17 protein-coding genes and 2 tRNA genes are annotated in these 22,602 nt (G+C 65.2%); 17 read left to right on the top strand and 2 right to left on the bottom strand.

What is annotated here, in order from left to right; all coding sequences use genetic code 11:
- The first annotated feature begins 22 nt into the window (after positions 1–22).
- The 3 genes from ACW7G6_RS01085 to phaR all read left to right on the top strand — a co-directional run bounded on the left by ACW7G6_RS01085 (position 23) and on the right by phaR (position 3,523).
- Positions 23–2,101, top strand: a complete 2,079-nt coding sequence (locus tag ACW7G6_RS01085; protein WP_456979862.1) for an EAL domain-containing response regulator — start codon at positions 23–25, stop codon at positions 2,099–2,101.
- Positions 2,102–2,199: 98 nt separating this feature from the next.
- The gene (gene phbB / locus ACW7G6_RS01080) at positions 2,200–2,940 is read left to right on the top strand and encodes an acetoacetyl-CoA reductase (protein WP_456979046.1); all 741 of its coding nucleotides are present in this window, start codon (positions 2,200–2,202) and stop codon (positions 2,938–2,940) included.
- An 85-nt stretch (positions 2,941–3,025) separates the two neighbouring features.
- Positions 3,026–3,523 carry a polyhydroxyalkanoate synthesis repressor PhaR gene (phaR, locus tag ACW7G6_RS01075; protein WP_456979045.1) on the top strand — a complete coding sequence of 166 codons (498 nt, stop codon included), beginning with the start codon at positions 3,026–3,028 and terminating at the stop codon, positions 3,521–3,523.
- 26 nt (positions 3,524–3,549) lie between these two features.
- Here the strand turns inward: phaR and ACW7G6_RS01070 are convergent, their stop codons facing one another.
- Positions 3,550–4,479, bottom strand: coding sequence for a M48 family metallopeptidase (locus tag ACW7G6_RS01070; protein ID WP_456997372.1), 930 nt, complete (start codon positions 4,477–4,479; stop codon positions 3,550–3,552).
- Between the two features lie 33 nt (positions 4,480–4,512).
- Positions 4,513–6,366, bottom strand: coding sequence for an SUMF1/EgtB/PvdO family nonheme iron enzyme (locus tag ACW7G6_RS01065; RefSeq protein WP_456997371.1), 1,854 nt, complete (start codon positions 6,364–6,366; stop codon positions 4,513–4,515).
- A 160-nt stretch (positions 6,367–6,526) separates the two neighbouring features.
- On the opposite strand from ACW7G6_RS01065, the gene rnd reads away from it, so the two are divergent.
- From rnd to ACW7G6_RS00995, 14 genes are all read left to right on the top strand, one after another.
- Complete coding sequence (rnd, locus tag ACW7G6_RS01060; RefSeq protein ID WP_456997370.1) at positions 6,527–7,633, top strand: ribonuclease D; 1,107 nt, start codon at positions 6,527–6,529, stop codon at positions 7,631–7,633.
- 51 nt (positions 7,634–7,684) lie between these two features.
- Positions 7,685–7,760 (top strand) — tRNA-Ala (locus ACW7G6_RS01055).
- A gap of 159 nt (positions 7,761–7,919) precedes the next feature.
- Entirely contained in the window at positions 7,920–9,551 is a 1,632-nt protein-coding gene (locus ACW7G6_RS01050; protein WP_456979042.1) for a TldD/PmbA family protein, read from the top strand.
- A gap of 19 nt (positions 9,552–9,570) precedes the next feature.
- Positions 9,571–11,205, top strand: a complete 1,635-nt coding sequence (locus ACW7G6_RS01045) for a TldD/PmbA family protein (RefSeq protein WP_456979860.1) — start codon at positions 9,571–9,573, stop codon at positions 11,203–11,205.
- A 35-nt stretch (positions 11,206–11,240) separates the two neighbouring features.
- Entirely contained in the window at positions 11,241–12,572 is a 1,332-nt protein-coding gene (locus ACW7G6_RS01040; protein WP_456979041.1) for a TldD/PmbA family protein, read from the top strand.
- A gap of 43 nt (positions 12,573–12,615) precedes the next feature.
- Positions 12,616–13,338: a DUF4159 domain-containing protein gene (locus ACW7G6_RS01035; protein ID WP_456979040.1), complete on the top strand. Its 723-nt coding sequence runs from the start codon at positions 12,616–12,618 to the stop codon at positions 13,336–13,338.
- A 16-nt stretch (positions 13,339–13,354) separates the two neighbouring features.
- The gene (locus ACW7G6_RS01030) at positions 13,355–14,365 is read left to right on the top strand and encodes an AAA family ATPase (RefSeq protein ID WP_456979039.1); all 1,011 of its coding nucleotides are present in this window, start codon (positions 13,355–13,357) and stop codon (positions 14,363–14,365) included.
- A gap of 13 nt (positions 14,366–14,378) precedes the next feature.
- Positions 14,379–15,284: a DUF58 domain-containing protein gene (locus tag ACW7G6_RS01025; RefSeq protein ID WP_456997369.1), complete on the top strand. Its 906-nt coding sequence runs from the start codon at positions 14,379–14,381 to the stop codon at positions 15,282–15,284.
- Positions 15,281–16,504 (top strand): BatA domain-containing protein, encoded by a 1,224-nt coding sequence (locus ACW7G6_RS01020; RefSeq protein WP_456997368.1) that lies wholly within the window; start codon positions 15,281–15,283, stop codon positions 16,502–16,504. The genes ACW7G6_RS01025 and ACW7G6_RS01020 overlap by 4 nt, the downstream gene beginning before the upstream one ends.
- Complete coding sequence (locus ACW7G6_RS01015) at positions 16,501–18,684, top strand: hypothetical protein (RefSeq protein ID WP_456997367.1); 2,184 nt, start codon at positions 16,501–16,503, stop codon at positions 18,682–18,684. Before ACW7G6_RS01020 ends, ACW7G6_RS01015 begins: the two co-directional genes overlap by 4 nt.
- A complete protein-coding gene (locus tag ACW7G6_RS01010) occupies positions 18,681–20,567 on the top strand; it encodes a carboxypeptidase regulatory-like domain-containing protein (protein WP_456997366.1) in 1,887 nt (628 codons plus the stop codon). The genes ACW7G6_RS01015 and ACW7G6_RS01010 overlap by 4 nt, the downstream gene beginning before the upstream one ends.
- A 42-nt stretch (positions 20,568–20,609) precedes the next feature.
- Positions 20,610–20,686: transfer RNA gene (locus ACW7G6_RS01005), tRNA-Arg, on the top strand.
- A gap of 23 nt (positions 20,687–20,709) precedes the next feature.
- Positions 20,710–22,242, top strand: coding sequence for an L-piperidine-6-carboxylate dehydrogenase (gene amaB, locus ACW7G6_RS01000; RefSeq protein ID WP_456979034.1), 1,533 nt, complete (start codon positions 20,710–20,712; stop codon positions 22,240–22,242).
- Between the two features lie 23 nt (positions 22,243–22,265).
- Positions 22,266–22,601, top strand: coding sequence for a DUF4190 domain-containing protein (locus tag ACW7G6_RS00995; protein WP_456997365.1), 336 nt, complete (start codon positions 22,266–22,268; stop codon positions 22,599–22,601).
- Position 22,602: the final 1 nt, after the last annotated feature.

The following is a 22,602-nucleotide window of genomic DNA, read 5'->3' as shown; positions in this document are numbered from 1 at the left end:
CCATCCGGACCAAGGGGACAACATGCAGGCGGTGAAGAACACGATGCTCAGGCTGCTGATCGTCGACGACAGCGTGGAGGCTGCCGAAGGCATTACCAACGGCTTGCGCAACAGTGGTATTGCCGTGCGCCCCAGCCGTCCTGAACACGAAGCGGATTTCGCCGCCCTGTTGGCCAATCAACCCCACGATCTGGTCCTGGTGGCCAACGATGCGCATATCGTTCCGCTGGCCCAGGTGATGGCGCAGGTCGACGCCACCGGCAAGGACCTGCCGGTGGTGGTGTTGCTGGACTCCATTGACGGCGACAGCCTGGTCAATGTCATCGCGACGGGGGCGCGCGCAGTCGCCCTGCGCAACCGCCTGGCACATATCGAGACGGTCGTGCGCCGTGAATGGTCCGACCTGGAAGCGCGCCGCGACCTGCGTCGGCTGGAATCGCAGGTACGCGAAACCGAACGTCGCTGCGATGCCCTGATCGACTCGTCGCGCGACCCCATCGCCTATATCCACGAAGGCATGCACATCCGCGCCAACGATGCCTATCTGGAGACGTTCGGGTTCGACTCGTTCGAGGACATCGAGGGAATGTCGCTGCTCGACATGATTGCTCCACAGCACGTCGACGAGTTCAAACAGCTGCTGAAACGACTGGGCAAGGGCGAGTCGGCACCACCGCGGTATGAGACCGAGGCCTGCGCCAGCGATGGCAGCAGCTTCCCGGCGGTGATGGAGTTCACTCCCGCCAGTTACGAGGGGGAAACCTGCCAGCAAGTCGTATTGCGCCGACAGGAGCTGGATCCGGAACTGGTGCGGGAGATGGAAGCTCTGCGCCATCGCGACAACGCCACCGGCTTGCTCAACCGGGCGACCTTCCTGCGGGAGCTGGAGGACACGGTCGCCGATGCTGCGCGCAACGCGACCAGCCATGGCTTGCTGCTGGTGGAACCTGATCATTTCGCCCACCTGCTGCAAGACATCGGCCTGGATGCGGCCGACGACCTGATCGCCGCCTGCGCCCAGCGCCTGCAGGGCGTGCTGAGCGAGAACGACATCGCCGCACGCTTTGGTGAACACCAGTTGGCGGTATTGCGCCGCGGAAGCGATTTCAACGCGACCCTGGCCCTGGCCGAATCGGTGCGCAATGCATTCGCCAACCATGTGCTGGAGACCCGGGAACGATCGCTCAACGCAACCGTCAGTATCGGCGGGGTCCAGATCGGGCAGAAGATCGCCAGTGTCACCGAAGTGCTGGGCAAGGCACACCAGTCCGTGCAATCGAATGTCGGGGTCGGCGGCAACCGGGTCGATATCTTCGACCCCGGTGCGGTCGACCGCGCCGAGCAGGAGCGTATCGAGGCCTGGGTCGAGCGCATCCGCGATGCCATTGATGGTGACAACTTCGTCCTGCATTACCAGCCACTGGTGAGCCTGCACGGCGAGCCCCGGCAGATGTACGACACCTACTTGCGCATGCGCGGTGAGCACGACGAGCTGATCCAGCCACCGGCATTCCTGCACATTGCAGAAGAGCACGGCTTGCTGTGGGAAATTGACCGCTGGGTGGTCGCCAATGCGATCGCCAGCATTGCCCAGCAGCTCAAGGCCGGCCAGCGCACCACCTTGCTGGTGCGTATCACCGAGGTATCGCTGCAGGACGACAGCCTGTTGCAGCACATCCAGGAGCAGCTGGCCAGGCACGCAGTGGACGGTGAATTGCTGGTGCTCCAGTTATCCGAGTCAAAGGTGTTCACCCACCTCAAAGCCGCCCAGGTGTTCCAGCAACAGGTCGCGAAGATGGGAGTGCGGGTGGGACTGGAGCAGTTCGGCAGCGGGCTGAACTCGTTCCAGCTGTTGAGTCATTTTGACGCCGCATTGCTGAAGTTCGATCCCAGCTTCATGGAGGACCTCCCGGCGAACCCGGAGTCCCAGCGCCGCATCCGCGAGATTGCCGACAAAGCCCGTGAGTCGGGAAAACAGACCATTGCCGAGATGGTCGAGGATGCCGCCAGCATGACGGTGTTGTTCAGCGCGGGTATCGACTACGCCCAGGGACACTTCCTGGCCAAGGCCGGACCCAGAATGGATCACGAATTCAACTAGCGCTGCGTTGCACAACAGAAGTTTCATGCTTGCCTACTAGACTCTTCCAGCAAGGGAGCACCATCCCGATTGCACCCGCCATTGAGGAGAGACAGGACATGCAGTCACGCGTCGCATTGGTCACCGGCGGTACCGGCGGCATTGGAACCTCGATCGTCAGGCGATTGGTCAACATGGGCCACAAGGTCGCGACCAACTTTCGCGATGAGGCCCGTGGCGCTGCCTGGCAAGCCAAGATGAAAGACGCGGGCATCGACGTCGCGCTGGCACCGGGCGACGTGTCCAGCCCGGAACAGGCCGCCGCATTGATCCAGGAAGTCGAGCGCCAGCTCGGCCCGGTCGACATCCTGATCAACAACGCCGGAATCACCCGCGACTCGACCTTCCACAAGATGACGGCGCAGCAATGGAACGACGTCATCTGCACCAACTTGAACTCGTGTTTCAACGTCACCCGGCCGGTGATCGAAGGCATGCGCGCGCGCAGGTGGGGCCGGATCGTCCAGATCAGCTCGATCAATGGCCAGAAGGGCCAGTACGGGCAGGCGAACTACGCCGCCGCCAAGGCCGGCATGCACGGCTTCACCATCTCGCTGGCACAGGAAAACGCGAAGTTCGGGATTACCGTCAATACCGTCTCGCCGGGTTATATCGGCACTGACATGGTGATGGCGGTACCCGAGGAAGTGCGCGAGAAAATCATTGCCCAGATCCCCACCGGACGTCTCGGCACGCCCGATGAGATCGCCTACGCGGTGAGCTTCTTCATGCCTGACGAGGCGGGCTGGATAACCGGCGCCAACCTGTCCGCGAACGGCGGTCAATACATGGGCTGGTAACGTCGCAGCGCCGGCCGGCCTTGTTGCAAGACCTCACCTGCTGGGCCATGCTGCAAAGCATCATGGCTTCCGGTCCGATTGTCCCATGTCCTCCAATCGCGTCATCAAGAAATACCCCAACCGTCGGCTCTACGACACCGAGATATCCAGCTACATCACGATCGAAGATGTGCGGCAGCTGATCATCGATGGCGAGGATTTCGAGGTGCGTGACGCGCGTTCGGGTGATGACCTCACCCGCCAGGTGCTGTTGCAGATCATTACCGAGCATGAGCAGAACGGCGAGCCGATACTCTCCACGCAGCTGTTGAGTCATGTCATCCGCTTTTACGGTGACTCGATGCAGGGCTTCATGGGCAATTACCTGGAACGCTCGATGCAGACCTTCCTGGAGCAGCAGCAACAGTTGCGCAAACAGCTCGGCAACTCCGTCGGGCAGACGCCATGGTCGATGATGAACCAGCTGACCGAGCGCAACATGGCGCTATGGAAGGAATTCCAGCAGAACCTGTCCGGCAGCGTCGGGCAAGCGCCGACGCCACCGGGCAAGAAGACCGGTGACAAGTCCAGGTCCAAGTCCTAGACGCCGCCAAGCTCCGCGCGCTGCGGTTACCTGGCCGCCCCCTGGCAATATTTCTCATAGAACCCAATAGCCTGCGGCATCAGGGCTTGCAGCGTCTGGATGCGGTTGGCGGGGTCTGGATGGGTCGAGGCGAACTCTGGCGGACGTTCGCCGCCGCCCAGTTGCGACATCCGCTCCCACAGCGGTATCGCAGCACGCGGGTCATAGCAGGCCGCCGCCGCCAACATCAGGCCGACCTCGTCCGCCTGGGTTTCGTGGCTGCGGCCGTACGGCAGGATCAGGCCGTACTGCGCCCCTGCCCCCAACGCCGCCATCACCGCTTGTTGTTGTTGCGGGTCCATCCCGCCCACTGCCATGCCTGCGGCCACCTGCCCCAATTGCACCAGGTTCTGCTGGGCCATGCGCTGTGAGCCGTGGCGCAACAATGCGTGTGCAATTTCGTGGCCCATCACCACCGCCATTGCGTCCTCGGTCCGGGTGATCGGCAGCAGCCCGGTATAGACCGCCATTTTCCCGCCGGGCAGGCAGAACGCGTTGGCCTGGTCGGACTGGATGACGCTCACGTCCCACTGGAAATCCTGATATGAGGTGGGGGCTGGTTGCTGATGCTGGGCGGCCAGGTCCGCGGTAACCTGCGGCACCCTGGCCACGAGCCGCTGGGCGATGCTGCGGACCTGCTGGCTCACCGGGTCGCTCGCCGGCAGCAACGCACCTTGCGCCTGCGCGTCACCCAGCACTTGCTGGTAGGCGTTGGCACCAAGCTCCGACTCTTCCGCCGAACTGGCGCCATAGTGCGCGGTCTCGCCGGTATAGGGGTCGGTCTGCGCACTCCCGAACCACTGCCAGGCAGCGTAGCCGGCGAACAACAACAATATCCACCAACGGATGCCGCCGCCGCGACGCTTGCCAGCCGGCGCTCCACGGCGTCGGGAACCTAAAAGGGAACCGATATTCATTCCACGCTCCTTATTTCCCGGAACTCGTTACGTTCAGATCTCGCGCACTACCCGGAAGCCGACCCGGGCGTTGGTGGTATTGGCGTCGCTGCCAAGCCGCCACGCCGACCGCGTCTGGCTTGGCGAGCTTGCCCACGAGCCGCCACGCACCACCCGGTCCCGGCAGCCTGGATTGATCCACGCGCCGCCGTCGGACGGCGCGCGTCGGTAGCTGTCATGCCAGCAATCGGCCACCCATTCGCTGACATTACCGGCCAGGTCGTGAAGATCGTAGGCATTGCCCACATACGAGCCAACCCGCGCGGGCCCCCACGACCCGTCGCCATAATCGTCAAAGGCGTTGCGCCAACCACGCCCGGTAGGTGATTTGTCGAGTCCGCCGGTAAAGTTCCCGGCGTTGGCTGGCGGCGCACCGTCACCCCACGGAAACCGTGTCTGGCTGCCGGCACGCAACATGTATTCAAACTCCGCCTCGCTCGGCAACCGGTAGTGATGACCGGTCTGCTCCGACAACCAGCGGGCGTAGGCTTCGGCGTCCTTGGCACTCACATGCACGACGGGCTGGTCATCGGCCGCCGGAGCGCCGGTGTAGTCCGAGCGCCAGTCCACATGGCTTCGGCGCACCAGGTTGCCGCTGCGCTCGTCGTACACCGTGGAGCCCTGCCGTCGACTGGCGCGTGATTCATAGCCGGTCGCAGTGACAAACCGGCGAAACTCGCCCACGGTGGTTTCATTGCGCGATACCGCCAACCCGCGGTCAAAACGGATGCTGCGCACTGGCAGTTCCGACTCGCTCGCGCCTGGCTCGTTGTCACCGGCGCCCATGCGGAAGGCGCCATGCGGAATCACCACCATCTCCGGGCCACGGCCGCCGTGCTCAAGCGCTTCGGTGAACGCCTGCCCCGGCCGAAACAGCCCGTAATGCGTCACCAATTCGATTTGCTCGCGCAACTCGATTGCCGCAGGGTCGCCGGCCGGTGCGATCCGCAGCAACGTTGCCAACGTGCCACGCGCCACGTCGAGGCCGTCCTCCTTCGACAACGCAGCAATGCCCTCGTCGCGCAGGTTGCCCACCCGCGCGCCCCGCTGGCGCGCTATCCGTTGGCGCGCCTGCTCCACCGTGTCCATGTCCGGGCGCACCTGGGCGGCGTGTCCCAACCAGGTTTCGGCAGTGGCGTAGTCGTCACCCCCGGCTGCCAGCTCGGCCTTGTGGATCAAACCGCTCTCGGCCGCGGCCAGCCCCTGCCTCGCACGCGCATCCGCTGGGCGCAACGCCAATGCCTGGCGGAAGTAGCTGATCGCACCGTCCTGGCCGTCTTGCCCCTGATCCAACGCGCGATCCTGGTTCAACGCGCGTTCGCCGCGCAGGTTGGCTTGCCGAGCCTGGTCGGCGCGATCCAGCAATTCCAGGTACTCGATCACGCCCTCATCGGTCGGCGCAACCGCCCGGGCAACCGCGGCGATCTGATGGGCATGACGCAACTGCGCCGGGTCGGAATCGATTCCCCCCAGTGCGGCGCTGCCCTGGGCCAGCAAGGCCTCCAGGGCGCGCTCCAATCCGGCCAGGACCTCGGGATCCTCCGGTGCGATATCACGCAATGCCAGGTACGACGGGATGGCATCGCTGGCGTCGCCGAACAATTTGCCCTGCTCCAAGGCCAGCTGCGCGCTTATTTTCAGGTCGGCGGCACTGTCCGCATCCACTTCGACCGGCGGTGCCTGCCAAGCGGGTACGGGCGAGACTTGCTGGTCATCGCTGATGGTAACGACCGGCACCCGCGGGCCGGCAGCGGCTTCCGGATCGGCTGATGCAGAACGCTCCGTGTCCGGCTCGTTTGCACAGGCCGCCAACAGCAGCGCGAGCACCGTGGCCGCTACCCACCGCACCGGTCGTGACGCGGGTGACTGAACTGGCAATCGTGCTTGCAATCGTCCTCCTGCCCTGCGAACCATCGGCGCCGCGCCAAGGGGTACGGTGAAAGTAGGCTATTGTCACCCGCCCCGGCAATCTGTGTATCGGAGCCGCTCTCACGTGCCAAGTCCCGCCATGCCTTCATCATCCACTCCCGTCTGGATCATCGATCCCGCCGAGTTGACTGCCCGCCTCGCCGATCGCCCGACGCGTATCGCCCTGGACACCGAATTCATCCGCGAACGCACCTATTGGCCGCAGCTGGCACTGGTGCAACTGGCGCTGGAGCGCGACGGCGTGCTGGAAATCCTGCTGGTAGACACGCTGGCGCCGGGAATCACGCAGGCACTTGCGCCGATCCTTGTCGACGAGTCGGTCCTGAAGGTCATGCACAGCCCCAGCGAGGACCTGGTGGCCTTTCAGCACGCCTGCGCCGTGGTGCCGCAGCCGTTGTTCGACACCCAGCTGGCGGCCGCGCTGGCGGGCATCGCCGGCGGCATGGGCTACCAGAAGCTGGTCGAGAACCTGACCGGGATCGCCCTGGCCAAGGGTGAGACGCGCTCGGACTGGCTGCGCCGGCCGCTGTCTCCGTCGCAGTTGGAATACGCAGCGGACGACGTTCGCTACCTGTTCCCGATGCACGATGCACTGGCTGGCATGCTCGACCAGCTCGGTCGCAGCCAGTGGCTGGCCAGCGACGAGGCGCGCACCGTTGCCAACGCCCGCAACGCCGGGTTGGAGCAATGGCCGCATCTGTCAATGCGCAGCGCCCAGTTCCTCGACCTTGACGCCCAGCGCCGCCTGGTGCGCCTGCTGCGTTGGCGCGAGACCTACGCTCGCGAACACGACCGCCCGCGCAGCTGGATCCTCGACAACGAGCTGGCGATTGCACTGGCCCGGACCGTGCCGGCGGATGCCGCCGCGCTGCAAGCCGTGTTGGACGCCCACCCCAAGGCACCGCGCAAGCTGGGCGAGCCCATCTGGCAGGCACTCACCACCCCGTTGCCCGACGAGGCCGACCTGCCCGACGCGGGACTGGCGGAAAAACGCGACAAGAACCGTTTGCGGCAACTGCAGGACGCCGTCACCGCCCGCAGTTCGGAACTGGGCTTGCCTGCCGGCGTTCTGGCGTCGCGACGCTATCTGGAGGCACTGCTGGATCACGGCGAGTGGCCCGATGCCCTGGCTGGCTGGCGCCGTGAAGTATTGGAACCCAGTCTCGCCCCGTTGCTGCAAAAATAGTCGCGGGTACTGGCGCTGGTGCCCGCACGCCGCTACAATTTCAAGCTTCGTGGGGCGGTAGCTCAGCTGGGAGAGCGCCACGTTCGCATCGTGGAGGTCAGGGGTTCGATCCCCCTCCGCTCCACCACGAAACATTCCGGATAGCCTCCGGATACAAAAAACCCCGCCCAGTGCGGGGTTTTTTGTATCCGGCTTGTATCCAGCGCACCAACCATGCCTAACGTCACTTGACGGCATATAGCGTGGCCAGCACAGTCGATTGACACGTTTCTGGGGCGCGTTAACGATGGATAGACGACAGTTCCTTACCCTCGGCAGCCTCGGCGTCGCCGGCCTGGCGCTCCCCTCATGGGGGCACGCCATTGCCGCCGAGGCGCTGTTGGATCCGCTCGACGTGGCAGTCAACAAGGCGCTCGCCGATACCGCGCTGCAGGCGGCCACGGATGCCGGCGCGTCTTACTGCGACGTGCGCATTGGCCGCTACCTGCGCCAGTTCCTGAGGACCCGCGAAGACAAGGTCGAAAATATCGTCAACACCGAATCCACCGGCGTTGGCATCCGCGTGATCGCCAATGGCTCCTGGGGCTACGCGGCAACCAACGACCTCACTGCGGCAGGCATCGCCGATGCGGCCAGGCAGGCCACGGACATCGCCCAGGCGAACGCCAAGACCCAGACCGCGCCGGTGCAACTGGCCAAGACCCCGGGTCTGGGCGAAGTGTCCTGGAAGACACCGATCCGCAAGAACGCGATGGCGGTGCCGATCAAGGAAAAAGCCGAGCTGTTGCTGGGCGTCAACGCCGATGCCATCCAGGCCGGCGCCGACTTCGTCAACTCGATGCTGTTCCTGGTCAACGAGCAAAAATACTTCGCGTCCACCGATGGCTCCTACATCGACCAGGACATACACCGGATCTGGGTGCCGATGACGGTCACCGCCATCGACCGGGCCAGCGGCAAATTCCGTACCCGCGACGGGTTGTCCGCACCGATGGGCATGGGTTACGAATACCTCGACGGGAATGCCGACGACCGCTTCGTCCTGCCCAATGGGGTGGTCAGCTACGGCCAGTCCTACAACCTGCGCGATGACGCGATTGCCGCAGCGAAGCAGGCGCGCGAGAAGCTCAACGCGCCCTCGGTCAAGCCGGGGAAATACGATCTGGTGCTGGACCCCTCGCACACCTGGCTGACCATCCATGAGTCGGTCGGCCACCCGCTCGAACTGGACCGTGTACTGGGCTACGAGGCCAATTACGCCGGTACCAGCTTCGTGACCCTGGACAAGGTCAGGGATCACTTCCAGTACGGCAGTGAGCACGTCAACATCATCGCCGACAAGCTCGAGCCCGGCAGCCTGGGTGCGGTCGGGTACGACGACGAGGGCGTCAAGACCAGGCGCTGGGACCTGATCCGCGATGGCAAGCTGGTCAACCTGCAGGGCACTCGCGACCAGGTACACCTGCTCGGCCAGGACGCCTCGCATGGCTGCAGCTACGCCGACTCGTGGTCGAGCGTGCAGTTCCAACGCATGCCCAATGTCTCGCTGGCCCCCGGCAAGGACCCGCTCAGCGTTGCCGAGATGATCAAGGATGTCGAAAACGGCATCTACATCGTCGGTGACGGCTCGTTCTCGATCGACCAGCAACGCTACAACGCGCAGTTCAGCGGCCAGCTGTTCTATGGCATCAAGGACGGCCAGATCACCGGCATGCTCGAGGACGTGGCTTACCAGATGCAGACACCCGAGTTCTGGAATTCCTGCGCCGGGGTCTGCGACAAGAGTGACTACCGTCTTGGCGGCACGTTCTTCGATGGCAAGGGCCAACCATCGCAGTCGTCGACCGTCTCTCACGGATCCAGCACGGCACGCTTCAATGGCGTCAACGTGATCAATACAGCACGCAACCTGGGCTGATGGAGAACCCTGCACGATGATGCACCGTCGCGATTTCCTGAAAGCATCCAGCGCCGGTCTGGGCTTGTTGTTGCTGCCTTCGTTCGGCCATGCCATTGCCGCTGAAGAGCTGACCAGCCGGCTCGACGCCGCCGTGAACAAGCGTCTCGCCGACGCCGCGCTCAATGCGGCCAAGTCCGGCGGCGCAAGCTATTGCGACGTGCGTATCGGGCGCTACCTGCGCCAGTTCATCACTACCCGCGAAGACAAGGTCGAGAACATCGTCAACACCGAGTCGGCCGGCATCGGCGTGCGGGTGTTGTCCAACGGTGCGTGGGGCTTTGCCGCAACCAACGAGTTCGGTACCGACGCGGTGGCCGCAGCCGCGCTGCAGGCGCTTGCGATTGCGAACGCCAACGCGAAGATGATCACCACGCCGGTCCAGCTGGCACCGGCGCGTGGCGTCGGCGACGTGTCGTGGGCGACGCCGATCCAACGCAACGCCATGGCAGTACCGGTCAGGGACAAGGTCGAGTTGCTGCTGGGGGCCAACGCTGCAGCGCTGTCCGCCGGCGCCAGCTTCGTCGCGTCGCGGATGTTCCAGGTCAACGAGCAGAAATACTTCGCGTCGACGGACGGCTCCTACATCGACCAGGACATCCACCGCATCTGGACGCCGTTCACGGTCACCGCGATCGACCAGGCCAGCGGCAGGTTCCGTACCCGCGACGGGCTGTCCTCGCCGATGGGCATGGGATACGAGTTCCTCGATCCGCAGCCGGAGCACCGCTTCGACCTGCCTGGTGGCGTGGTGATGTATTCCGATTCCTATGACATCGTCGCCGACGCCGCCGCGGCGGCGCGCGATGCCCAGGCCAAGCTCAAGGCGCCGTCGGTGAAACCGGGCAAGTACGACCTGGTGCTCGACCCCAGCCACCTGTTCCTCACCATCCATGAGTCGGTCGGCCATCCGCTGGAACTGGACCGCGTGCTCGGCTATGAAGCCAACTACGCCGGCACCAGTTTTGCCACGCTCGACAAGTGGCGCTCCGGCGATTACCACTACGGCAGCGACCAGGTGACGATCGTCGCCGACCGGACCCAGCCGCATTCGCTGGGCGAGATCGGCTACGACGACGAGGGCATCCCGGGCCAGCGCTGGGACCTGATCAAGGACGGCGTCCTGGTGAATTACCAGGCCACGCGTGACCAGGCCCATATCATCGACGAGGCGCACTCGCAGGGCTGCTCCTATGCCGACTCCTGGTCGAGTGTGCAATTCCAGCGCATGCCCAATGTCTCATTGGCGCCCGGCAAGGCCGAATTGACCCCGGCGCAGATGGTCAAGGACATCGACAACGGCATCTACATCTTCGGCCGCGGCTCGTACTCGATCGACCAGCAGCGCTACAACGCGCAGTTCGGCGGCCAGTTGTTCTACGAAATCAAGGACGGCCAGGTCACCCGCATGATCGAGGACGTGGCGTACCAGATCCGCACGCCGGAGTTCTGGAATTCGTGTTCGGCCATCTGCGACCAGCGCGACTACCGCCTCGGCGGCTCGTTCTTCGACGGCAAGGGCCAACCCTCGCAGGTCTCGGCGGTCTCGCACGGGTCCAGCACCACACGCTTCGACGGTATCAACGTCATCAACACGGCACGCAGCCTCGGCTAGAAACGCCAGGCACGCATCAACCAGGAGTTCCGCAGATGGGTATGCTCACCGAACAGGAGGCCAAGGCGATCCTCGACAAGGTCATCGCGCTGTCGACGGCCGACGAATGCACCGCGACCTTGGACGGCTCGATCGATGGAAACGTCCGTTTCGCACTGAACAACATCTCCACCAGTGGCGTGGTCAGCGATACCAGCCTGGCGGTGCAGGTGGCGTTCGGCAAACGCGTGGGCGTGGCGACGATCAACGAGTTCGATGACGCCGCATTGAAACGCGTGGTGCAACGCGCCGAGGAGTTGGCGAAGCTCGCCCCGGAAAACCCCGAGTTCATGCCCGTCATCGGCAAGCAGGACTACAAGCCGAGTCCGACCTTCACTGCCGCGACCGCCGCGATCACCCCGGCGTATCGCGCCAAGGTCGCTGCCGATTCGATCGAGCCGTGCAAGACCCAGGACCTGGTCGCCGCCGGCTTCCTCAATGATGGCCAGGGCTTCCATGCCCAAGCCAACAGCAAGGGCAATTTCGGCTACCAGAAGACCTCGGCAATGGATTACACGTGCACCGTGCGTACTGCCGACGGCACCGGCTCGGGCTGGGTGGCGCGCAACCTGGCGGATGTGAGCCAGTTCGACGCCAGCAGCGACATCAAGACCGCGATCGCCAAGGCACGTGGTTCCGCCGATGCCAAGGCGCTGGAGCCGGGCAAGTACACGGTGATCCTGGAGCCGGCGGCGGCCGCCGGGCTGGTCTCGTTCATGATGCGGTTCTTCGATGCGCGGCGCGCCGACGAGGGCCGCAGCTTCCTGTCGAAAAAGGGCGGCGGCAACAAGCTCGGCGAGCAGGTCTACGACCCGCGCGTCAACATCAGCTCCGATCCATGGCACCCGGAGGTGGCGGTGCTGCCGTGGGACGGCGATGGCTTGCCGCGCGAAAAAGTGTCATTGGTGAAGGATGGCAAGATCGCCAACCTGCAGTACTCGCGTTACTGGGCCGACAAACACGGAAAACGCGCCCCGGGGCAGCCCGGCAACCTGCTGATGGAAGGTGGTGACAAGTCCACCGCCGAGCTGATCCAGAGCACCGAGCGCGGCGTGCTGGTCACGCGCACCTGGTACATCCGCATGGTCGATCCGCAGACCGTGCTGTTGACCGGCCTGACCCGCGACGGCACGTTCTATATCGAGGACGGCGTTATCAAGTATCCGGTCAAGAATTTCCGCTTCAATGAGTCGCCAGTGATCATGCTCAACAACATCGACGAACTCGGCCGATCCGTGCGCGTGGGTGACGAGTCGGACTTCGTGATGATGATCCCGGCGATGAAGCTGCGTGATTTCACCTTCAGTTCCCTGTCGGACGCGGTCTGAGCCACCATCGAAAAAAGAGGTCGCGGCCGGCCGCAGCATTTGCATGAACAGTCTTGAGCACCGCCGCGATTTCCTCCGGTTACTGGCGGGCAGCGCCGCCGCGGTCCTGGTCACGCCATGGCCGCGAGTCGCAGTTGCGGCGAGCGCCAACTACGATTTCTGGTTCACCCGATTGCGTTACGAATCCGGCGACTGGGATGTCGATCAGCGCATGCCGGCCAACATGATCACCTCGTTGATCGACTACACCAGCCTGCGGGTGGACCCGGAAGAGCACGTGCTCGACCTCGCCGATCCGAAGATGCTGATGGCACCGTTTTGCTACCTCGCCGGCCACAAGCTGGTCGAGTTCAACCCGGCCGAGCGGCGCAACTTCGAGCGCTACGTCCGCAACGGCGGCTTTATTTTCGTCGACGACTGCAACCACGACATCGATGGGTTGTTCGCCAAGTCGTTCGAGGCCCAGATGGCATCGATCTTCGGCAGCAAGGCACTCAGGAAACTACCCGACAGCCACGCCTTGTACCGCAGCTTTTTCACGTTCAAGGATGGCCCACCGGCAACCTCGTTCGAGCTCAACGGCTGGGGTGATGATCTGGTCCACGATTACCTCAAGGGCATCGAAGTGGATGGCCGTTTGGGAGTGCTCTACAGCAACAAGGATTACGGCTGCGAATGGGACTACGACTGGCGCAACAAACGCTTCCTGGCCGAGGACAACACCAAGCTTGCCGTCAATATCGCGATTTATGCATTGACCGCATGAGACAACCGGAACAACCATGAACGATACGCCGACCGGCACCCCGACAGAAACAGACATCCAGGCCGAGCTGGCCCAACTCGAGACCCTGCGTCGCGCCATCGCGCAGGCGATCGTCGGCCAGGATGAGGTGGTGGAACAGTTGCTGATCGGCCTGCTCGCCGGCGGCCACTGCCTGCTGGAAGGAGTACCGGGCCTGGGCAAGACCTTGCTGGTGCGCTCACTCGGCCAGGCGCTCGACCTGCAATTCCGACGCGTGCAGTTCACTCCCGACCTGATGCCAAGTGACATCATCGGCACCGAGATACTGGAGGAGGATCACGGCACCGGACAACGCCACTTCAAGTTCCAGCGCGGCCCGGTGTTCACCAACCTGCTGCTCGCCGACGAGCTCAACCGCACGCCACCAAAAACCCAGGCAGCGCTGCTGGAGGCCATGCAGGAACGTACCGTCAGCTACGCCGGCGTCACCCATCCGCTGCCGTCGCCATTTTTTGTGTTGGCAACGCAGAACCCGCTGGAGCAGGCCGGCACCTACCCGCTGCCGGAGGCGCAGCTTGATCGCTTCTTGTTGCATGTGCGGGTGGAGTATCCGACCCAGGCGGAAGAACGCGAGATCCTGGTCCAGACCACCGGCACCCACCAGGCCGAAGTGCCGCAGGTGATGCACGGTGAAGCGGTATTGGCCTTGCAGGCGCGCGTTCGCGAAGTGCACCTGGGCGACGACTTGCTGGACTGGATTACCCGACTGGTGCGTGCCAGCCGGCCTGACGACAACGCCCCACCGGAAATACGCCGGTGGGTGAAATGGGGAGCCGGTCCGCGTGCCGGGCAATCGCTGGTGTTGGCTTCCAAGGCCCGTGCGCTGTTGCACGGACGCCTGGCCGCCACCCGCGAAGATGTCCTCGCACTCGCCGCCCCCGTGCTGCGTCACCGCCTGTTGTTGTCCTTTACCGCCGAAGCCGAACAGACCCATGGCGACGAGGTCATTGCGGCCCTGCTGACCGCCGTGCCATTCGCGCCGCGCTGAGGCAGGTGACGCCGTGGCGCATCCGCCGACCCCTCTGCCAGACCTGATCCCACCGGATGTCCGTGCTCGGCTGAAGAACATCCCGCTTGTCGCGCGACAGGCTGCGGGTGCACAGGGCTTCGGCCAGCATCGCAGCCACCACCGCGGCGCCGGTCTGGAGTTCGCGCAGTACCGTGCCTACGAGCCCGGCGATGAGTTGCGCCAGATCGACTGGAAGCTCTATGCGCGCTCGGATCGCTTCTTCGTGCGCGAATCCGAGCGCGACAGTCCGCTCGACCTGTGGCTGCTGATCGACACCAGCGCCTCCATGTCACAGGAAGATGCCGCCCGCCCCGGCTGGTCGCGGCTGGATGCCGCCAAGTCGCTTGCGGCCTGCCTGATCGAGCTGGCGGCAAGCCAGGGAGAGCGCTTTGGCCTGGCCATCATTGGCGGTGGCCAGCTACGGTTGCAGGGCATTGGCGCCGGGCCACGCCACCGTGATCGCTGCCTGCTTGAGCTGCAGTCCCTGGCCGCCACTGGCACCTGGCCCGGCGAAGCGCGATTGCGGCCGCTATGGCAACACGTCGGGGCACGTACTTTGGTTGTGTCGCTCAGTGATGCCTTCGACGAAGCGGTCGCGCACCTGCTGGAGCGCCTTGCCACGGCGCGGCGCGAGGTGCTGAGCGTGCAGATACTGACCACCGAAGAACGCGACTTTCCGTTTCGCGGCGGCTGCCGTTTTCAAGACCCCGAAAGTGGCGAGGAAATGCTCGGCGACGGCAATGACATCCGCGACGGCTTCATTGCCCGCTTCGCCGCGGCACGTGCCGCCGTGGCTTCGCGCCTCGCCGCCAACGGCATCCGCCATGTCGAATACATGCTCGACGAACCACTCGATCTGCCGCTACGCCGGCTGTTCATGGGCGCGTCCCGCCCATGACGATGTCGCTGCTGCTACCGCTCGGCCTGGCAGCTCTGGCCGCGTGTCTGTTGCCGCTGCTGATCCACCTCGCGCGGCGCAGCGAGCAGCGGCTGGTGATGTTCGCCGCCTTGCGCTGGCTGCAGGCAAAACCACAGCCACGGCGCAACTACCGTTTCGAGGAAATCCTGCTGCTGTTGCTGCGCCTCTTGCTGCTGGTAGCGCTGGCGTTGCTGCTGGCCGAGCCGGTGTTGTTCGGCCGGCCGGACCGGACACCGTGGATTGTGGTGGCGCCCGGCGTCGACGTCGCAGCGGCTCGTCGGGATATCGGTATGGCCGATGCCCACTGGCATCGATTGGCGCCAGGGCTTCCACTGCTGGATGAGCAGGACACAGACAGCACCGAGAAGCCCGCAACAAACCCCTCCTCCTTGAGCAGCCTGCTGCGCGAGGTCGACGCGACGATACCGGCCGGCACGGCATTGACCGTACTGGTGCCACCGGTGATCGTTGGTGCCGATGCCGAGCGCCCCGTGCTCAGCCGCAATGTCGACTGGCGTGTCGTTCCGGGATCCCGTACCGCAACGCCCGCGCGTCCGGCACCCACCGCGACACCCTCGCTGATGGTGCGCCATTCGCCAGAGCGTACTGCCGCGTTGCGTTACCTGCGTGCCGCGGGCGAGGCGTGGATGGCGCTAGATCGGGACACTGACCCGGAAACCGACCCTCCGGCCACGACGCCAGTCCCGCCAGTGACCATCGCGCTCGCGTCCCAGCCGATAGATGTCGACAAGCGATATCTGGTCTGGCTGGTCCCCGGCCCACTCCCCGACAGCGTGCGTGAGTGGATCATCGTCGGCGGCAGTGCACTGCTGGACGCCGGCACCACCGCACCCGATCTGGCGGATGCCCCTGTCCTGTGGCGTGACGCCGACGGCCCGATCGTGCGCGGTACCAGCCTCGGCCGTGGACGCGTCATGCGCCTGGAGCGCGAGCTGGTGCCGGCGGCAATGCCGAGCTTGCTTGAACCCGACTTTCCGATCCACCTGCGACGGTTGCTGATCGGCGAACCACCGCAACCGACCCTGGTGGACGCCACCGTTCACACGCCCCGGAGCGGTCGTGCGGACTATCCCGAAGTACCGCGTCCGCTCGCGCCGTGGCTGGCGATGCTGGTGGCGCTGGTGTTCCTGATGGAGCGCTGGGTGGCCGGTGGCCCGCGTCGCAAGCCCGTCGCATGAGTACCGCCAACGCCCGCTTGCAGCATGCCCGTGGCCTCGCCCGCCGTCGCGCGATGGGGACCGCGGTGCTCGCCACGTTGCCATGGCTGCTGGCGGCCATCGTCCTTGCCTGGCGCGTGAACGCATCGGTCTGGTCGCAGCTGCTGGTCGCCGCGACGCTGATCGCCTCGCTTTGGCATGTCTGGCGCAGCGGACGCGGCTTTGATGATCACTGGTTGGCACGGCTTCTGGACGCACAGCGCGCCGACATGGAGGACAGCGCGGCCTTGCTGCTCCCGCAGGCCGCGCCAACCAGCGCGCTGGGGCGTCTGCAACGCGAACGCCTGCGCCAACGCATTCAGGACCAACCCACCCCGGATCTGCGAGCCCCGTGGAAAACACGCCAGTTGCTTGGGGGCGCGGCATTGGCCGGCGTCTGCATCGCTGTGATCGTGCTCTATCCCGGGCTGCCGCAAGCCACGCTCCACCCTGCCGCCTCTTCGGGGAAGCACACGGCGGCGGCCCCGGCACGCTTGCTCGATCAACACATCGGTATCCAGCCGCCGGCCTATACCGGCCTGCCGGAGCGTACCGTCGATACCTTGGCGGCCAAGGTGCCGGAGGGCTCGACGCTGCAATGGACATTGCACTTCGCGCCGGCACCGGAGCAGGTGGAGCTGGTCTTCCACGATGGCCGGCGACTCGCCCTGGAGCGTGACGGCGATGACTGGAAAGGCACGCTTCGCATCGACAAGCCAACCCTGTATCGCATTCAAACCGATCAGCCACTGCCACCGGTCCAGGCAGGTCCTCATCGCCTGGATGTGGTCAACGACAATCCTCCCCAGTTGCACGCACTGGAGCCGCAGCAAACGCTCACCCTGGCCACACCGGGGCAACGGACGTGGACGCTGGAGTTCGAAGCCAGCGACGACTACGGACTGTCACCGGACGCGCGACTTCAACTGACCCGGACCGAGGGCGATGGCGAGAACATCACCGCCCGCCAACACGTCATCACCGTGCGCGGACGTGGCGACGCCCGGCACAAGCGCTACCGCCATCAGATCGACCTGACCACGCTAGGCCTGGCTGCAGGCAACGATGTCATTGCCAAGCTCAGTGTCAGTGATCGTCGCGCCCCAAAAGCCCGCACCACCGACAGTCCGAGTTACATCCTGCGCGCGCCGGCGGTCATCATCCCCAGTTCCAGCGATCTTGAGGGCGTGGTCAAAAGGGTGATGCCCGCCTACTTCCGCAGCCAGCGCCAGATCATCATCGATGCGGAGGCGTTGCTGGAGCAGGTGCACGGGCTGGCGCCGGACGTCTATCTCGAAAAATCCAACACCATCGGCGTCGACCAGCGTCTTCTGCGACTGCGCTACGGACAGTTCCTGGGCGAGGAGACCAGCGGTGAGCCGCGGCTGATGGTGACCGCCGACGCCCAGGATGAGTACCTGGCAACGCTGGGGGGTGACGAGACCGATACGTCGACCACGGCGGCGGCCGGCCACGATGAGCACGCCGACGCGTCCGACGTGTCGCGACCTGCCACGTTTGGCGAACAACAGGACATGGTCGAGGAGTTCGGCCACACCCACGATCACGCTGAAGCCGCTACGTTGCTAGACCCGGCTACGCGCAAGCTGCTCAAGGCCGCGCTGGATGAAATGTGGCAGTCGGAACTCAATCTGCGACAGGGCCGGCCCGAACTCGCCTTGCCCTACGCCAACCGCGCGCTTGGTTTCATCAAGCAGGTTCAACAGGCCGAGCGGATCTACTTGCCGCGCGTGGGCAGTGAGCAGCCGCCAATCGATCACGAGCGGCGCCTGAGCGGCAAGCGCACCGGTCTGGCCGATCGCGGGGACCCTCTGGAGCCGGCGGCCGGCACCGATACCACCGTCGTCAATGCGTGGCGCGCGCTGGCACCGGTTACGGCAAGCCAGGACACGACCCTGGATCTCGATGCGCTCGGCCGCCGGGTCGAATCAAACACCACCGACGCCGGCGATCCGTTGCGGGTGGTCGCTGCCATCGACGCTCTGCGACGCGACCCCGCTTGCGCGGACTGTCGCGAGAAGCTTCGGCGCTTGTTGTGGCCGTTGTTGTCGCGACCACCCGGTGCCACTGGCGAGCGCTCACCACCAGGACGCGTGGGCGACGCCTATCTGGATGCGCTTGGGCGCGCGGGTGAGCAATGAACATCTCGTCACTCGACTTCACTGTTGTCATTGCCGGCGTTCTCGCGCTTGCCGTGGTGCTCGCCAGCGCACGCAGCCTGTGGCACCGGCACCGTCAGCCGCCGTCTTCACGCCCCCGCGTCTGGCGCACCGTGGTGCTGCTATTGGCGCAACTTGCCAGCGCCTGGCTGCTCTACCAGGTGCTGTGCCCGCCCCCTGTCGCACGCACCACCGGGACGCTGGTCGTGCTGACCGCAGGTGCGGGCGAGGTGACCGGGCAGGCGCCTGCCGCTGCCCGCGTGATCGCGTTACCCGAATCACATGCCGACACCGGCACGCGGTCCGACACCCGGCCCGATGCCGAGCGCTTCGGCGATCTCGCCAGTGCATTGCGCCGTTACCCCGCCACCGAGCGACTCCGGGTGGTCGGTGCCGGCCTGGTCGCACGCGACCGCGATGCCGTACGCGGATATCCGGTCGAATTCCACCCGGCACCACTCCCTGACGGCCTGGTCGCGCTGCACTTCCCGACGCAGGTTCCCGCCGGCCGTCAGTTCGCCATTACCGGGCGGGCGCTGGCGCTCGATGACGGATCGGCGGAACTGCGTGACCCTGCAGGCGGCCTCATGTCGCGCGGCGCCATCGGTGACAACGGTCGTTTCGAACTGCACGCCCGCACCCGCAGCGCCGGAGTGACGTCCTATCGGCTGCAAATACGCGATGCCGATTCGCAGGTGGTCGATGACGTTATCGTCCCTGTGCAGACAACCCCCGCCCACCCGCTGCGGGTGTTGATGATGGCGGGCGCACCGAATCCGGAGTTGAAGTTCCTGCGCCGTTGGGCGCTCGACGCCGGGGCCGAGCTCGACACCAGCATCAGCCTGGGCGCCGGCTTGCAGGTTGGCACCACGTCCGCCGATTTACGCCCCTCCACGCTGGGTCAGCTCGACCTGCTGGTGCTCGACCATCGCCGCTGGCATGGACTGGGCCGCCGCGACCGCAGCGCCCTTGCCGCCGCGGCGGACCGTGGGCTCGGGGTGTTGCTGCGCCTGGACGGGCCGGTCAACGGCGCGGATCGCAACCATCTGGAAACGCTCGGCTTCTCCGCATCAAGCACGGCCACGCCACGTGAGATCCGATTGGCGCGCAGCGACCTCACCGAAATTGGCACAGACCCTGCCACAGACACCGTAGCCACCGCCGACAACGACACCGCCGCATCGCCGACCTTGCATACCAGGTCCCCACAACTATCCGCCGCCGATGCGGTCACGCTTCTGGCCGACGCGTCCGGCGCGCCCGTGTCCATCTGGCGCGCGCATGGGCGCGGCCGCATCGGCGTATCCATAGTCAATGACAGTTATCGACTGGTGCTGGCCGGGCGCGACGATGTCCACGGGGATCTGTGGAGTGATGCGTTCACCACCCTGGCGCGTCCGGCCCCGGTCGGCGCCCCGCCGACGGTGGACGCCGCCGCTCCGGGCCAACGCAGCGTGATCTGTGGCATCGGCGAGCAGGCCAGCGTTCTGGTGCCGGGCGGGCACTCCGCCCCGTTGACGCTGGACCCGGCCAGCGACGGCGGCCATTGCGCCGGGTTCTGGGCCGATACCAGCGGCTGGCACCAGCTCCGCGACGCAGACCGCACGTTGCCGTTCTACGTCCGCGAGCCGTCCGATGCGCCCGGTCTGGCCGCCTACACGCTGCATGAAGCCACCCGCGCCCTGGCCGCGCCGGCCATCGCCAACGCCGATATCCCGGCGTCGACCCATGAATCGGCGGCCCAATCGACCCGGTTCGGCCCACGTTTACCGTGGTTTTTCGCCTGGTTGCTGCTGGTAGCAGCGTCCTGGTGGCTGGAGCGCGCACGGTGGGGCCAGCCTGCAGCCCGCCCGGGATCCACCTGAGTTCCGGCCCGCCGTCCATTCGTGCGAAAATTACCGTTTTACGGCCCCGTAGCTCAGCTGGATAGAGCGGTCCCCTCCTAAGGGACAGGTCACACGTTCGAATCGTGTCGGGGTCACCAGGTTTTTTCCAAGGAGTTTCTTCATGACCCACCCCGTCCTCACCGCACTCGGCCTGACCGACAACGAATCAGGCACCTATCTCGGCAATGGCGAATGGGCCACGTCCAGCGATGCCGGCATCCTGGAGCCGATCAATCCGACTGATGGCGAGTCGCTGGCGCGGGTCAATGCCACCTCGCAGGCCGACTACGACAAGCTGGTCGAGCGCGCCCAGGCGGCGTTCCAGGTCTGGCGTACCACCCCGGCGCCGCGACGTGGCGAGGCCGTGCGCCTGTGCTCCGACGCGCTGCGCGAGAACAAGGATGCGCTGGGTTCGCTGGTCGCGCTGGAAATGGGCAAGTCCAAGCCCGAAGGCGACGGTGAAGTCCAGGAAATGATCGACATCGGCGAGTTCGCTGTCGGCCTGTCGCGCCAACTGTATGGCCTGACCATGCCGTCCGAGCGTCCTGGCCACCGGATGTACGAGCAGTGGCATCCGCTGGGTGTCGTCGGAGTGATCTCGGCGTTCAACTTCCCGGTCGCGGTGTGGGCCTGGAACGCGCTGGTCTCGGCGGTCTGCGGCAACATCACCATCTGGAAGCCGTCGCCGAAGACCCCGCTGTCGGCGATCGCCTCGATCAAGATCTGCAACGAGGCGCTGAAGAAGGGCGGCTTCCCGGACATCTTCTTCCTGTTCAACGACGACGATAACAAGCTGGCCCAGACCTTTGTCGACGACAAGCGCATCAACCTGGTCAGCTTCACCGGTTCGACCAAGGTCGGCCGCCACGTCGGTGAGCGCGTCGCCAAGCGCATGGGCCGCTCGCTGTTGGAGCTGGGCGGCAACAACGCGATGATCGTGGACGCCAGTGCGGACATGAAGCTGGCGATCCCGGCGATTGTGTTCGGCGCGGTCGGCACCGCCGGTCAGCGCTGCACCAGTACCCGCCGTGTGTTCATCCACGAGTCGATCTATGACGACGTATTGGCCAAGCTGGTGACCGCGTACAAGCAGGTTGAAAGCAAAACCGGCGATCCGATGGACACGGCCAACCTGATGGGTCCGCTGAACAGCGCCGAAGGCGTGAAGGGCTACCTGGCAGCGATCGAGAAGGCCAAGGCGGCCGGCGGCAAGGTTGAAACCGGCGGCGCGGCCATTGACCGCAAGGGCAACTTCGTCCTGCCGACCCTGATCACCGGCCTGGCCAACAGCTCCGAGGTCGTCCAGACCGAGACCTTCGCGCCGATCCTGTACGTGATGAAATTCAGCACCTTGGACGAAGCAATCGATATGCAGAACGACGTGCCGCAAGGCCTGTCCTCGGCGATCTTCACCGAGAGCCTGAAGGCGGCCGAGCAGTTCCTGACGGCGCGCGGATCCGATTGCGGTATCGCCAACGTCAACATCGGCACCTCGGGTGCGGAAATCGGCGGTGCGTTCGGTGGCGAGAAGGAAACCGGCGGCGGTCGCGAGTCGGGTTCCGACGCGTGGCGCGCCTATATGCGTCGCCAGACCAATACCATCAACTACTCCGACGAACTGCCGCTGGCGCAGGGCATCAAGTTCGACCTGTAAGGCAAGCCACCGAGACCAGCACGATGAACAGTCCGGATCATCCTTCGTCGCTGCCCCCGCCCGCACCCGTTGCGGGCGGTAGGCGTACCAGTGTCCTGGCCATCATCAGCCTGGTCGCGGGCGTGCTGGGCTGGACGGCATTGCCAGTCATCGGCAGCATCGTGGCGATCGTTACCGGCCATCTGGCACGCAGCGAGATCCGCAGGGATCCCGGGGTGATGGAGGGCGATGGATTGGCCCTGGCCGGGCTGGTGCTGGGGTACGCGATGGTGGTGATTGCGGTCTTGTCAGTGATCGCCATGCTGCTGTTTTTTGGCGGGCTGGCGGCATTCTTCGCGCTCGCCTCCAACTGGGGGTGAG

It is taken from the genome of Lysobacter sp. A421, from assembly GCF_054052145.1.
This window is presented reverse-complemented; position numbering and strand designations above follow the sequence as displayed.

What these genes read in the sequence shown, in the direction of transcription:
- ACW7G6_RS01085 (WP_456979862.1), top strand. Translation starts at nt 23, where the DNA reads ATGCAGGCGGTGAAGAACACGATGCTCAGGCTGCTGATCGTCGACGAC.
- phbB (WP_456979046.1), top strand. Translation starts at nt 2,200, where the DNA reads ATGCAGTCACGCGTCGCATTGGTCACCGGCGGTACCGGCGGCATTGGA.
- phaR (WP_456979045.1), top strand. Translation starts at nt 3,026, where the DNA reads ATGTCCTCCAATCGCGTCATCAAGAAATACCCCAACCGTCGGCTCTAC.
- ACW7G6_RS01070 (WP_456997372.1), bottom strand. Translation starts at nt 4,479, where the DNA reads ATGAATATCGGTTCCCTTTTAGGTTCCCGACGCCGTGGAGCGCCGGCT.
- rnd (WP_456997370.1), top strand. Translation starts at nt 6,527, where the DNA reads ATGCCTTCATCATCCACTCCCGTCTGGATCATCGATCCCGCCGAGTTG.
- ACW7G6_RS01050 (WP_456979042.1), top strand. Translation starts at nt 7,920, where the DNA reads ATGGATAGACGACAGTTCCTTACCCTCGGCAGCCTCGGCGTCGCCGGC.
- ACW7G6_RS01045 (WP_456979860.1), top strand. Translation starts at nt 9,571, where the DNA reads ATGCACCGTCGCGATTTCCTGAAAGCATCCAGCGCCGGTCTGGGCTTG.
- ACW7G6_RS01040 (WP_456979041.1), top strand. Translation starts at nt 11,241, where the DNA reads ATGGGTATGCTCACCGAACAGGAGGCCAAGGCGATCCTCGACAAGGTC.
- ACW7G6_RS01035 (WP_456979040.1), top strand. Translation starts at nt 12,616, where the DNA reads ATGAACAGTCTTGAGCACCGCCGCGATTTCCTCCGGTTACTGGCGGGC.
- ACW7G6_RS01030 (WP_456979039.1), top strand. Translation starts at nt 13,355, where the DNA reads ATGAACGATACGCCGACCGGCACCCCGACAGAAACAGACATCCAGGCC.
- ACW7G6_RS01020 (WP_456997368.1), top strand. Translation starts at nt 15,281, where the DNA reads ATGACGATGTCGCTGCTGCTACCGCTCGGCCTGGCAGCTCTGGCCGCG.
- ACW7G6_RS01015 (WP_456997367.1), top strand. Translation starts at nt 16,501, where the DNA reads ATGAGTACCGCCAACGCCCGCTTGCAGCATGCCCGTGGCCTCGCCCGC.
- ACW7G6_RS01010 (WP_456997366.1), top strand. Translation starts at nt 18,681, where the DNA reads ATGAACATCTCGTCACTCGACTTCACTGTTGTCATTGCCGGCGTTCTC.
- amaB (WP_456979034.1), top strand. Translation starts at nt 20,710, where the DNA reads ATGACCCACCCCGTCCTCACCGCACTCGGCCTGACCGACAACGAATCA.
- ACW7G6_RS00995 (WP_456997365.1), top strand. Translation starts at nt 22,266, where the DNA reads ATGAACAGTCCGGATCATCCTTCGTCGCTGCCCCCGCCCGCACCCGTT.